The organism is Rhodococcus sp. JG-3 (assembly GCF_000482405.1).
Lineage (GTDB): Bacteria > Actinomycetota > Actinomycetes > Mycobacteriales > Mycobacteriaceae > Rhodococcoides > Rhodococcoides fascians.
In genome coordinates, this window is record NZ_KI519398.1 from 894,123 (window position 1) to 905,909 (window position 11,787).

Here is an 11,787-nt window from a genome sequence, read left to right on the forward strand (position 1 = left end):
ACATTGACCAGCAACATGTTTCGCATCGGCGCGCTCGCAGCAGTGGGCACACTGACGCTCACCGGGTGCTTTTCGTCCAGTTCTGCCTCCACCGACGACGGCGAGAACCGCGTGCGCGTGGCAATGCTGCAGCCACCTCGTTCGGGGTTGTCCCAGTTCAGTGACGACGCCTTCAAGCTGTCGCGCTGGTCCACCGCCGAGACGTTGATCGTTCTCGACGATCTCGGTGAGGCCGAGCCGGGTCTGGCCACCGCCTGGAACCGCGTGGACGATCGGACCTGGAACTTCGACATCCGGCCGGACGTCACGTTCCACAACGGAGCCCCGCTCGACGCAGCGGCCGTCGTCACCGCGCTCACCGCGGCCACACAGTCGGCCCCCAAGCCGCGCATCCTCGACGGCGTCGACATGACGGTGACCGCCACCGACGCCGACAGCGTCGCCGTGACCACTGCCGACGTCGATCCACTGGTACCGCAACGACTGTCGAGCCCACAGCTGGCCATCCTGGCACCCGACGCGTACTCGACGGGCAGCAGCAACCCCATCGGAACCGGCACCGGGCCCTTCGTGCTGAAGGCCGTGAACGGCACGTCGACAGCAACTCTCGACCGCAACGAGAACTACTGGGGAGAGCCGGCGAAGGTCTCCGGCATCGACGTCGACTTCGTACCCGACGGCACGGCCCGCGCCGCAGCGCTACGCAACGGCACAGCCGATGTGGTGGAGGCGATTCCGGTGTCTCAGGCCGCCAACGTCGATCAGGCACTCGTGCACGAGGTGCCGATGCCGCGCACCAACACCCTGTACCTGAATACCGCGTCCGGGGTCTTCGCGGATCCCGCGATGCGCGCCGCGGCACGCGAGTCCATCGACCGCGACCGTCTGGTCGATCAGGTGTACGAGGGCCGCGCCGACGCCGCGAACGGACTGCTCGGCCCGGCTCTGCCGTGGGCCGCCGATCGTCCGGCCCGTACGCAGACCCAGGCCGGCGACGCCGCAGGGAAGAAGATCACCCTCGCCACGTTCACGGACCGAGCCGAACTCCCCGAGGTCGCGGTGCTGCTGCAGCAGGAGCTCGAAGCCAAGGGCTTCGTCGTCGAACAGGTCGTACGCGAATATCAGTTCATCGAAACCGATGCTCTCGCCGGGGCTTTCGATGCGTTCATCCTCTCCCGCGCCACCGTGCTCGACTCAGGAGACCCGGCCGCGTACATGTACTCCGACTTCGCCTGCGAGGGATCGTTCAACATCTCGCAGTTCTGCGACCCGCAGGTCGACACCGCGCTCGCCGACGCCGCAGCCACCGATCCCGGCGACGCTCGTCGCACCGCGATCCTCGACGCCGAAAAACTGATCCTCGAAAAAGATGCTGCGGTGCCGCTGCTGCACGAACGCGTCATCCAGGGAGAATCCGAGAACGTGACCGGCGTGGCCCGCGATCCACGCGAGCGGACGCTGATCACCAACCAGACCGCCTTCGAGTAGGCAGTGAGAACGACTGCCTCACGGCTGCTCTCGGTAGCGGGCGTCGTACTGCTCGTCGGGATGCTGCCGTGGTTGTCCGACCGAGATCCCGCACTGAGCATTCTGCGGGCACGCTCGGCCGAGCAAGAAGCGACGCCCGAGGCCCTCGCGGCCATCCGCAACGACCTCGGTCTCGACGCCGGGCCGCTACGAACCTTCTGGAACTGGCTCACCGGCCTCGCGTCGGGCAACCCTGGAACATCCTGGAACACCGACAAACCCGTACTGCCCGGTGCACTCGAGGCACTGTCCGTCTCGCTGACCCTGATGGGTTTCGCGATGGTCGTCGCGCTCGTCACCGCCGCCCTCGTCGTCCTGCCGAGCATGCGGGCGGGGCTGCGCGGCACCCCGAAACGCACCGGCGGCAGCATTGCGGCCGCGCTGACGTCTCTGCCGGAGTTCCTGCTGGCATCGGTACTGGTGGTCGTCGGAGCGGTGTGGTTGTCGTTTCCGGCGTACGGGTGGAACGGGCCGGAATATGCGGTGCTACCCGCACTGGCACTGGGCCTTCCAGCGGGTGGCTTGATCGGTCGTCTCCTCGCCGACGCGGTAGCCGTCACCTTCACCGAGGGATGGGTGATCACGTGGACGGTGGCAGGGTTCTCGCGGCGGCAGATCGCCGTCGCTGTGTTGCGCCGGGCCGTCCCCGGACTTGCGTCGCAGGTCGGTTTGATCATGGTGGCCATGACGGGCGGCGCAGTGGCCGTCGAAAAGGTCTTCGCCATACCGGGATTGGGGCGCTCGACTCTCGGTGACGCGCAGTCGCAGGACCTGCCCGCCCTACAGATCGACATCCTGCTGCTGCTGGCCGTCAGTGCCGCCCTCGGTATCGCGGCGGAACTGTTGCGCCGTCTACTGCTCGGCAGCGCACTGCACGAGAAGGCGATGCCGATCCCGGCCGGGGTGTTCCACCCGTCACCGCGTCGGTGGATCGTTCCGATTGCAGCCGCATCGCTGCTCGCGGTAATGGTACTGGTGGGGCTGCCACGAGACGGCCAGGTCACCACACGTGAGAAGTTCGCCCGACCATCGTCGGAGTTCCCGTTCGGAACCGACGCGTCCGGCCGCGACCTGCTCGCCCGAGTGGCGGACGGGGCCGTGCGATCGATCGGCCTGTCGCTGGCAGTCACGCTGGCGGCGTTGTGCGTCGGGGTACTGCTGGGGCTGATCCCCCGAGCGACCCGAGGGCTCGTGGAGGTCACCAATGCCGCACCGCCCGTCGTGACCGGCATCCTCATCGCCGCGATCTGGGGTCCGAGCGCCGGCGGGGCGGCTGTCGCGGTCCTGATCGTGACGTGGGCTCCACTCGCCGCGCACACCGCCGCACTCGTCGACGAGGCGCGAGCACAGCCCTACATCTCCATCCTGCCGACACTCGGTGCCGGCAACGGTCGAATCCTGTTCGGCTCCATCGTTCCCGGTGTGCTGCCGGCCGTGTTTCGGCACGCCATGACCCGGCTGCCCGGTGTCGCTCTGGCGCTCGCCGCCCTCGGATTTCTGGGCCTCGGTCCGCAACCGCCGACCGCGGATTGGGGACTGATCCTGTCCGACGGGGTTGCCGCCGTCGAGCGAGCACCGTGGGTCGCGGCAGCACCGCTGGCGTCGTTGATCGCACTGGCCGTCCTCGCCGTCTCCGTCGCCAGCGCGACGTCGGGGCGGGTGAGAACGACCGGTAGCGTTGACGGCAGAGTCGATGCAGGAGGGCGCGTTACATGAGTTCGAGGACCGACAAGTCGCCGACGCGGTGGCGGTGGTCGTTTCTCGTCGACCTCGGGCGCGCCACTCCCACGGTGCGATTGCTGGTTCTCACCCAGATGACGTTCAACATCGGCTTTTTCATGGTGTTGCCGTATCTGTCGGTGCACCTGACTTCCGATCTGGGACTCGGAGCGGCACTCGTCGGTGTCGTCCTCGGTATCCGAACGTTCTCGCAGCAGGGCCTGTTCTTCGTGGGCGGCACCCTCGCCGATCGGTGGGGCATCAAGCCGGTGGTCCTCGTCGGCTGTGTCCTGCGAGTACTGGGGTTCCTGGGCCTGGCCGCGTTCGATTCTCTCGCCGGTGTCGTCGCCGCGACGGTACTGGTCGGGTTCGCGGCTGCATTGTTCTCTCCCGCAGTGGAATCCGCGATCGCCATCGAAGCAGGCAAGAGCGAACGCAGCGGCGGTGCCACCCGGGTTCAGACCTTCGCGCTGTTGTCGGTGTGCAATCAGATCGGATCGTTCACCGGCCCACTCATCGGATCTCTGTTGTTGTTGGCCGACTTCCGAATCGCATGTCTCACGGCCGCGGGCATTTTCGTCCTCGTCATCGCCGCACACATCACATGGCTACCGCGCGAGCCCGGCGAACACCGCGACGATCCGTGGCTCTCGGGCTGGACAGACGTGATCCGAAACCGCACCTTCGTGCTGTTCGCCGTCGCCATGAGCGCGCAGTTGGTGGCCTACAACCAGCTGTATCTGCTGCTCCCCCTCGAGGTCGAACGGGCCTGGGGATCCCAGACGGTACTCGGCTGGTTCTTCGCAATCTCCGCGGTACTCGTCGTCACGACGCAGTTGCCCATCACCCGACGCGTCGCCGCGGTCTCGCCGCGCATCACGCTGCCGATCGGATTTGCCGTCATGGCACTCTCTTTCGCGCTGGTGGCGGTCCTCAGTCCTCTGGAGCTGACGGGGCTCGTCGGCCTGATTCCGGCCGCCCTGTTCGTGCTGCTGCTGGCATTGGGACAGATGATCGCAATGCCGCAGGCGCGCGACCTCGTCCCCAAGATGGCTGCCGAACGCCGACTCGGCTCGTACTACGGATTCATGGCCTCCCTCGGCGGCATCGGGGTACTCCTCGGCTCGATCGCCGTCGGAGCGGTGATCGACGCCTCGCCCGACACCGGCTGGGGAGCAGCAATCCCATGGCTGGTCGCTGCCCTGTTCCCCATCGCCAGTGTCATCGGCCTGCGAATCGTGTTGGCTCGACTCGACTGAGTTGGTTCTGGTGTCGCCGGCTTCTGTCGGCCGCCCGCATTTCCCCGCCCCCTTTCCTCCGCCCCCATCCCGCCGCCCCCATCCCGCCGTCGTCCCCATCCCGCCGCCCCCATTTCCCGCAAACGCGCGCGCGTTTGTCATACGCGAGTAGATTCGCCTCGAATTCGGGGCTATTCCGCGCGCACCTGGCGAACGCGCGCGCGTTTGCGGCGGCCTCGGCTACATCCGGCGTCACCCCTCCCCCGGGAGAGTCGACTCTCCCCCACGGGGAGGGGCGAGAATGTGGGCATGAACGGATTGCTGACGATCGGCGAGTTCTCGCGAATCACCCATCTGTCGGTGAAGACCCTGCGTCGCTATCACGAGTCGGGTCTGCTCGAACCCGCGACGGTCGACGACTACTCGGGCTATCGGTACTACGCCACCGATCAGGTCGGGGTCGCGCAGATCATCGGTCGATTCCGGAAGATGCAGATGCCGGAGCGGGAGGTGCGGGCAATCGTGCAGACACCCGATCCCGATGCCCGCGCTCGACTGATCGCCGAACATCTCACTCGACTCGAGCGTCAGTTGGACGACACCAGATCAGCCGTGACGGCGCTGCGCCGGTTGCTCGATCCCACTCCGCCCGCGATCGATGTCCGACGCATTCTCACTGAACAGTTTTCTGTCGCAGCCATTTCCGAGGTGGTCGACGCGTCCGACGTGCTGGGCTGGTACTCCGACGCGATGGCCGAGATCGACGCGGTCGTATCGGACACCACGGGGCCGCCGGGCGGGTTGTACGACAACGACCTCTTCACCGACGGGCGGGGTGAGTTGACCGTCTACGTTCCCACCGTCGATGCGCCATCCGTCGGCAGAGTTCGGCCGATGACGCTGCCTCCCGTCGAACTCGCGGTGACGGTTCATCACGGACCCCACGACGACATCGACGTCACGTACGGTGCGCTCGGGGTGCACGTGGAGACCAACGGCCTCGCCATCGCGGGGCCGGTTCGCGAGGTCTATGTCGTCGGGCCGCGGGATACCGAGAATTCGACGCTCTGGCGTACCGAGATCGGATGGCCGGTGTTCACGGCATCACCGGCCACGTAGCAGTCAGCGGCCCAGCTGCCGGCTTGCTCCGCCGATCTCTGCGTGGGCACCGATCTTCGCGTTTCGTCCCGCTCGATCTCCGGCCTTGCGTGCGCCCTCGGAGTACCCGGCGTTCGCGCTCTGGCCTCGCCAGTGCCCGCGTGCAGTGGACGTCTGGCGGTAGTAGTCGCGTAGCTCGATCTCTTTGTCTCGCAACACCAGAGCGGTTCCGGCACCGGAAGTCTCCTGCGCGATGGCCTTGGCCTCGGTGTCCTTCTTGACCTCCGCGAGCCGTTGACCGATGCGCGACGCGAATGCCGTCTGAAAGTTCAGACGCGCCGTCACGGCGGCGACGGGCACTTCCTCGCGTCGGGTGTAGCGGCGACGATTCTTGACCTCGGTCACGGTGCGGATGGCCGTCTCGGATTTGTAGGCACCGGACTTGATGTACGCGTCGGACGCTCGGACCATCTGAATCAGCAAAGAGAAATACAGGGCCTCGGTGGTCTCGATGTCCGAGTCGAAACCGTAGGCGAACACCTGCGTCGACGATCTGGCGACGTCGCACTGCACATCGTTTGCGTGGGCGATGGCGACGAACAGTTGAACGTAGGTCTTGAGTCCACGCTTGCCCGGTTCACCGATGGGGATGACCTTCTGAGTCGGCGTCGCTTGCCGTTCGCGGGATGCGCTGTGCGAACGCGCCACCGCCAGATCCACCGACGCCGACGTGGCCAAACGCTGCGCGGCCTCCATGAAGGCCTCGGCCTCGTGGGGGTTGTCGGTGGACTCCGCCTGACGCAGCAATCCGCCGATTCGCGTCAGCATCTTGTCCGAACTCATGAGCGAAAGGGTACCGGGCACCTCCGACACGTCCGGGTTGACCGATTCAGGAACTCGATAATGACCCCTGCGCGGTGAGTTGTGTGCCACAGTACCCATCGACATATGTGTCGGGGGAGCATCACAGCACGATTCTGCGTGCCCATCTCCGGGCGCATACCACCGCGTAGAAGTAAGTGGAGAAAACAATGGCGTCTTTGATCACGAAGGTGGCAGTGGTTGCGACAGCAGCCACGCTGCTGACGCTCACCGGATGTTCGAGCGACAGCGGTTCGAGCGGCGATTCGGGTGCTGCATCCGAAAATGCCGACGGCCGTGGACCTATCACCTATGTAGAGGGCCAGGACACCACCGAGACCGGTGTCGTCCAGCAGATCATCTCGGAGTGGAACGCCGCCAACCCCGATCAGCAGGTCACCTTCAAGGAGCAGTCCGCCGACGCCGATCAGGCCCACGACGACTTCGTTCAGCAGCTCCAGGCGCAGCAGAGCGATTACGACGTCATGGCACTCGACGTCGTCTGGACCGCCGAGTTCGCGGCCAAGGGCTGGCTCGTGCCGCTCGAGGGCGAATTCGCACTCGAAAACGCAGGCGTTCTTCCGGCGACCGTCGCGAGCGCGACCTACAACGGCAAGCAGTACGCCGCACCGAAGAACACCAATGGCGGACTGCTCTACTACCGCAGTGATCTGCTCCCCGAAGCGCCCACCACCTGGGCCGAGCTCACCGAGGACTGCCAGGTCGCCCGCGACAACAACATCGACTGCTACGCAGGGCAATTCGCCCCGTACGAGGGCTTGACGGCCAACGCGTCGGAGATCATCAACGCGCACGGCGGATCGATCGTCGGCGAAGACGGCAAGACCCCCGCCGTCAACAGTCCGGAAGCCAAGGCCGGACTGCAGACTCTGGTCACCGCGTTCGAGACCGGCGTCATCCCGGCCCAGGACACCACGTTCAAGGAGTCCGACAGCCAGCAGGCGTTCCAGGACGGAAAGACACTGTTCCTGCGCAACTGGCCGTACGTCTACGGCACCGCCGCAGAAGAAGGTTCGGCTGTGGTCGGAAAGTATGCGGTCGCACCGCTTCCCGGCGTCACCGGAGTGGGCACCTCGACGCTCGGCGGATACAACGCCGCGATCAGCGCGTACTCCGAGAACAAGGCCACTGCTGCCGACTTCCTGCGCTTCATGCAGGGCGAGAAGGCGCAGCGCATCATCGCCGAGGGTGCTTTGCCGCCCGTGCTCTCCTCGCTGTACGACGATCCCGCACTGATCGCCGCGATGCCGTACCTTCCCGCATTGAAGGCATCCATCGAGAATGCCGTTCCGCGTCCCGTCACCCCGTTCTACCCGGCCGTCTCGAAGGCTGTGCAGGACAACGTCTCTGCCGCCATCAAGGGTGAGAAGAGCGTCGACCAGGCGATCACGGACATGCAGGCCGGTATCGAAACCGCCAGCGCCAACTGATTTCGGGAGAACCAATGGCTGTACCTGCTGGTGTGACCAGTGGGGCCGCCGCAACCACCGCGGCCGGGGGCTCGTCCCCCGGCCGCGGTCGGCATGTGCGGTCCAAGAACAAGCGGTTCGGCCTGACGCAGGGTCGGGCCTGGCTGTTGATCGCACCGACGATGGTGATCCTCGCGATCGTCATCGTCTACCCGGTGATCCGGGCCCTGGTGATGTCCTTCTCCAAGGATCCCGGTCTCGATCCCGCCACCGGCATGTTCGTCACCGGTGGATCTGCCGGCTTCGACAATTACACGCACTGGATCCTGCAGCAATGCACTTCGGCGTCGGGCACGTTGGTGCCCTGCCCGCCGGGGACGCTGGGGTCGCAGTTCTGGGGTGCCGTCGGAAACACCGCGTTCTTCACGGTCGTCACGGTGTCCATCGAGGTGGTCATCGGCTTCGGAATGGCCGTCATCATGGGCAAGACCTTCGCCGGACGCGCCCTGTTGCGCGCGGCAATCCTGATCCCCTGGGCGATCCCGACGGCGGTCACGGCCAAGCTCTGGTACTTCATCTTCGCGTACGACGGCATCGCCAATCGCATTCTGGGAACCAACATTCTGTGGACCGGCGACGCGTGGCCCGCTCGTTTCGCCGTCATCATCGCCGACGTGTGGAAGACGACGCCGTTCATGGCGCTGTTGATTCTGGCCGGGTTGCAGATGATTCCCGCCGACGTGTATGAGGCGGCTCGCGTCGACGGTGCGTCGGTGTGGCAGCGGTTCACCAAGATCACACTGCCGTTGGTCAAGCCCGCGTTGATGGTGGCAATTCTGTTCCGCACCATGGACGCGCTGCGTATGTACGACTTGCCGGCGATCCTCACCGAGGGCAATCCCGCCACCCGGACCATTTCGATCCTGGTGGTGGATCAGATTCGGCAGGGATTCAACAGCGCTGCCTCGCTGTCGACGATCTCGTTCATCATGATCTTCGTCGTGGCGTTCATCCTGGTGAAGTTTCTCGGTGCCAATGCCGTTGCCACTCAGGACAATCAGCGCAAGGGGCCCGGCCGATGAAGCAAGCTCGCATCTATCTCGGCGTTGTCGTCATTCTCGTCTGGGGACTGGCACCGTTCTATTGGATGGTCGTCACCGCATTCCGCGACCCGCGCTACACCTTCGATACGACGCCGTGGCCGACGCACGTCACGTGGGAGAACTTCGAGAACGCGTTGTCGACGGCGAACGGCAACAACTTTCTTCGTGCGGTGGGCAACAGTCTGATCGTGGGCGGCGCGACCACGCTGATCGCGTTGGTCATCGGCATCTTCACGGCATACGCGCTCTCGCGCATCGACTTTCGCTTCAAGTACGTGGTGACGGGCATCATCCTGGGTGCGTCGATGTTCCCCGTCGTCGCATTGGTGACCCCGCTGTTCCAGTTCTTCACCAACATCGGCTGGATCGGCAGCTACCAGGCGATGGTCATCCCGAACATCTCGTTCGTCCTACCGCTGACGATCTATACGCTGGCGGCGTTCTTCGCCGAATTACCCTGGGAGCTCGAAGAAGCCGCACGGATCGACGGTGCCGGACGATTCCAAGCGTTTCGACTGGTGATGCTCCCACTCGCAGCACCTGCGTTGTTCACCACCGCGATCCTCGCGTTCATCGCCGCGGTGAACGAGTACCTGCTCGCCAGTCAGCTCTCGAGTGACAGGACCGAACCGGTGACCGTCGCCATCGCGCGGTTCACCGGCAACGATCCGCTCGTGGTGCCGTATGCCGCGATCATGGCCGCGGGCACCATCGTGGCGATTCCACTGGTGATCATGGTGCTGCTGTTCCAGCGCCGCATCATCTCCGGACTGACGGCGGGCGGCGTCAAGTCGTGACGGCGCAGGACCACCTGCAGTTGTTGGCAGGCATTCTGGGGTTCTTCGCGCTGGTCGCTCTCGGCTTCGCCGTAGCCGGGATCATCGGAGGTGATCCCGGCGTGCTGCCGTCCGTAGCGCTGCTCGGTCTGCTGGTGGCACTGTGGTTCGTCGTCAAGAAGATTCGCTGAAACTCGTCGTCGCTACGGACACCAGTTCGGTCAGTGCAGGACTCATCGCGCTGCGCCAGACCAGGGCCAGCAGGGCGGCGGTGTGCGAGTCGGTCAGCTCGACCGCGACGAGCCGGTCGCCGTAGAACTCGGCCATCGATCGGCTGAGGATCCCAACGCCCAGACCGCGAGCTGCGAGGTCGGCCACCGCGTCAGGTGCGCTGGCCTGCAACGCAATCGATGGTGACAGACCTACCCCGGCGCAGTCCCTGTCGAACACCGCACGAATTCCGGTGCCCGGCGGTAGGGCAACGATCGGATACTCGCACACCTCGGCGAGTGTCGCGTCCTTCTGCGCCGCCAGTGGATGCTCCGCCGGCACGGCTGCGACGATCCGCTCGTCGATCACCACCATCGATTCGAGTCCGGTGGGGGTCCGAGAAGCGAGACCGACCAACGCAAGATCGAGCTCGCCGGATCGAACATCCGCGACGAGATGGTCCGAATTACCCTCGCGCAAAGCAATGTCGACGCCGGGATGCGCCGCGTGGAAGCCCGCCAACGCGTCGAACAGTGGGGGAACGGTGCAGGCGGTGACCATACCGATGCTCAGTGTGCCGCGCAGTAGGCCCGTCACATCGTCGACGGATTGTTTGACGGATCCTGCCGCGGCCAGTGTGGCCCGGGCCTGCGGCAACGCCGCCTGGCCGGCTGTGGTCAAAGTGGCTGTGCCACCGGATCTGTCGATCAGCTCGGTACCGAGTTCGCGCTCGAGCGCCCTGATCTGCGCGCTGACCCCCGATTGGCTGATGTGAACGCGGGCGGCAGCGCGGGTGAAGTTCGCTTCCTCGGCCACCGCGACGAAATACTCGAGTTGCCTCAGTTCCATTGCTGTACTCCCAGATCGGGGCCCTCGCCGGCGTCGAGGCGGGCTATCGCGCGCTTCGGCGCGGTGAGGCGGTAGCTGCAGTCGATCAGTTCGGCGGCTTCGGCCCAGACATCGCTGTCGGCCTTGTCTTTGCGGTCACTGCTCAGGTCGAATCCCACCCAGCCTGCGGGTCCGAGGTAGGCGGGATGGAAGTAGCGCGGCTCGAGTTCGCAGGCTCGCTGCTCCTCGGCGTTCTCGCATTTGACGATGATCGACAGATCGAACTGATCGCCGCTTTTGACGCCGCCGCCGAAGTAGACGAACACCGAGGCTGTGCGGAAGGTCGGCCTGCCGTGCGAAACCTTCTCGGTCACGTCGGGGTACGCGAACGCCAGAGCGCGAACGCGTTCGAGAATCGGATGCTTCGAGGTGGGATCGATGGCCACGCGAAAACGATAGCGCGTGATGTCTAGCTGCGGCTATGAGTAGAAGTTCTGGTGATGATCGGAACCAACTGTTGGACTTCTGACCGGGCCGGTTCGAGACTCGAAGTCATGACACAGACACCCGCACAAATTGCAGCGACCTACTTCGAGGCCTGGAAGTCGAAGGACTTCGACACTCTGGCGTCGATCCTGCACGAAGACGCCACGTTTCGCGGGCCACTGGGCACCGCCGACAGCGGCGAAGAATGCGTCGCCGGGTTGAAGGGAATGTCGCAGATCGTCACCGACATCGACATCGCGCACGTCTTCGTCGATGGCCCGAACGTGTTGACGTGGTTCGAGCTGCACACGTCCATCGCACCCCCGGCCCCCACCGCGAACTGGCAACGAATCGAAGACGGCAAAATCACCGAAATCAGGGTGACATTCGACCCTCGCGCCATCGTCGAGGCGGGATAGCCGAACGCCCGCCGGTACTCAATGTGACATTTGGTGGCCTTTTTGGGGGTCAATGTCACGTTGAGTGGACCGGCGGGCGTCGGTGCCGCGGA

The 11,787-nt window shown here is 65.1% G+C and carries 12 protein-coding genes; 9 read left to right on the forward strand and 3 right to left on the reverse strand.

Annotated elements, in window-relative coordinates; all coding sequences use genetic code 11:
* Nucleotides 1-3 precede the first annotated feature (3 nt).
* From K414_RS0105565 to K414_RS0105580, 4 genes are all read left to right on the forward strand, one after another.
* Nucleotides 4-1,488 (forward strand): ABC transporter substrate-binding protein, encoded by a 1,485-nt coding sequence (locus tag K414_RS0105565; protein ID WP_027495047.1) that lies wholly within the window; start codon nucleotides 4-6, stop codon nucleotides 1,486-1,488.
* A gap of 3 nt (nucleotides 1,489-1,491) precedes the next feature.
* Nucleotides 1,492-3,243 carry an ABC transporter permease subunit gene (locus K414_RS26120; protein WP_202595047.1) on the forward strand — a complete coding sequence of 584 codons (1,752 nt, stop codon included), beginning with the start codon at nucleotides 1,492-1,494 and terminating at the stop codon, nucleotides 3,241-3,243.
* The gene (locus tag K414_RS0105575; RefSeq protein ID WP_027495048.1) at nucleotides 3,240-4,505 is read left to right on the forward strand and encodes an MFS transporter; all 1,266 of its coding nucleotides are present in this window, start codon (nucleotides 3,240-3,242) and stop codon (nucleotides 4,503-4,505) included. Before K414_RS26120 ends, K414_RS0105575 begins: the two co-directional genes overlap by 4 nt.
* A 288-nt stretch (nucleotides 4,506-4,793) precedes the next feature.
* The gene (locus tag K414_RS0105580) at nucleotides 4,794-5,603 is read left to right on the forward strand and encodes a MerR family transcriptional regulator (RefSeq protein ID WP_081701538.1); all 810 of its coding nucleotides are present in this window, start codon (nucleotides 4,794-4,796) and stop codon (nucleotides 5,601-5,603) included.
* A gap of 3 nt (nucleotides 5,604-5,606) precedes the next feature.
* Here K414_RS0105580 and K414_RS0105585 read toward each other — a convergent pair whose 3' ends face one another.
* Nucleotides 5,607-6,425, reverse strand: a complete 819-nt coding sequence (locus K414_RS0105585) for a DUF2786 domain-containing protein (protein ID WP_027495050.1) — start codon at nucleotides 6,423-6,425, stop codon at nucleotides 5,607-5,609.
* Nucleotides 6,426-6,613: 188 nt separating this feature from the next.
* Here K414_RS0105585 and K414_RS0105590 point away from each other — a divergent pair, with 188 nt between their 5' ends.
* From K414_RS0105590 to K414_RS29290, 4 genes are read left to right on the forward strand one after another with little or no spacing between them, the layout of a single operon-like run.
* Complete coding sequence (locus K414_RS0105590) at nucleotides 6,614-7,894, forward strand: ABC transporter substrate-binding protein (protein WP_027495051.1); 1,281 nt, start codon at nucleotides 6,614-6,616, stop codon at nucleotides 7,892-7,894.
* 14 nt (nucleotides 7,895-7,908) lie between these two features.
* Complete coding sequence (locus K414_RS0105595; RefSeq protein ID WP_027495052.1) at nucleotides 7,909-8,955, forward strand: sugar ABC transporter permease; 1,047 nt, start codon at nucleotides 7,909-7,911, stop codon at nucleotides 8,953-8,955.
* A complete protein-coding gene (locus tag K414_RS0105600; protein WP_027495053.1) occupies nucleotides 8,952-9,773 on the forward strand; it encodes a carbohydrate ABC transporter permease in 822 nt (273 codons plus the stop codon). Before K414_RS0105595 ends, K414_RS0105600 begins: the two co-directional genes overlap by 4 nt.
* Nucleotides 9,770-9,943, forward strand: coding sequence for a hypothetical protein (locus K414_RS29290; RefSeq protein ID WP_169879403.1), 174 nt, complete (start codon nucleotides 9,770-9,772; stop codon nucleotides 9,941-9,943). The genes K414_RS0105600 and K414_RS29290 overlap by 4 nt, the downstream gene beginning before the upstream one ends.
* Here K414_RS29290 and K414_RS0105610 read toward each other — a convergent pair.
* Both K414_RS0105610 and K414_RS0105615 read right to left on the reverse strand, forming a co-directional pair.
* Nucleotides 9,927-10,811, reverse strand: a complete 885-nt coding sequence (locus tag K414_RS0105610; RefSeq protein ID WP_027495054.1) for a LysR family transcriptional regulator — start codon at nucleotides 10,809-10,811, stop codon at nucleotides 9,927-9,929. The genes K414_RS29290 and K414_RS0105610 overlap by 17 nt on opposite strands.
* A complete protein-coding gene (locus K414_RS0105615) occupies nucleotides 10,802-11,236 on the reverse strand; it encodes an MmcQ/YjbR family DNA-binding protein (RefSeq protein WP_027495055.1) in 435 nt (144 codons plus the stop codon). Before K414_RS0105615 ends, K414_RS0105610 begins: the two co-directional genes overlap by 10 nt.
* Nucleotides 11,237-11,344: 108 nt before the next feature.
* Between K414_RS0105615 and K414_RS0105620 the strand changes: the two genes are divergently transcribed.
* Nucleotides 11,345-11,695: a nuclear transport factor 2 family protein gene (locus K414_RS0105620; RefSeq protein WP_027495056.1), complete on the forward strand. Its 351-nt coding sequence runs from the start codon at nucleotides 11,345-11,347 to the stop codon at nucleotides 11,693-11,695.
* The last annotated feature ends 92 nt before the right edge of the window (nucleotides 11,696-11,787 follow it).

What these genes read in the sequence shown, in the direction of transcription:
- K414_RS0105575 (WP_027495048.1), top strand. Translation starts at nt 3,240, where the DNA reads ATGAGTTCGAGGACCGACAAGTCGCCGACGCGGTGGCGGTGGTCGTTT.
- K414_RS0105580 (WP_081701538.1), top strand. Translation starts at nt 4,794, where the DNA reads ATGAACGGATTGCTGACGATCGGCGAGTTCTCGCGAATCACCCATCTG.
- K414_RS0105585 (WP_027495050.1), bottom strand. Translation starts at nt 6,425, where the DNA reads ATGAGTTCGGACAAGATGCTGACGCGAATCGGCGGATTGCTGCGTCAG.
- K414_RS0105590 (WP_027495051.1), top strand. Translation starts at nt 6,614, where the DNA reads ATGGCGTCTTTGATCACGAAGGTGGCAGTGGTTGCGACAGCAGCCACG.
- K414_RS0105595 (WP_027495052.1), top strand. Translation starts at nt 7,909, where the DNA reads ATGGCTGTACCTGCTGGTGTGACCAGTGGGGCCGCCGCAACCACCGCG.
- K414_RS0105600 (WP_027495053.1), top strand. Translation starts at nt 8,952, where the DNA reads ATGAAGCAAGCTCGCATCTATCTCGGCGTTGTCGTCATTCTCGTCTGG.
- K414_RS0105610 (WP_027495054.1), bottom strand. Translation starts at nt 10,811, where the DNA reads ATGGAACTGAGGCAACTCGAGTATTTCGTCGCGGTGGCCGAGGAAGCG.
- K414_RS0105620 (WP_027495056.1), top strand. Translation starts at nt 11,345, where the DNA reads ATGACACAGACACCCGCACAAATTGCAGCGACCTACTTCGAGGCCTGG.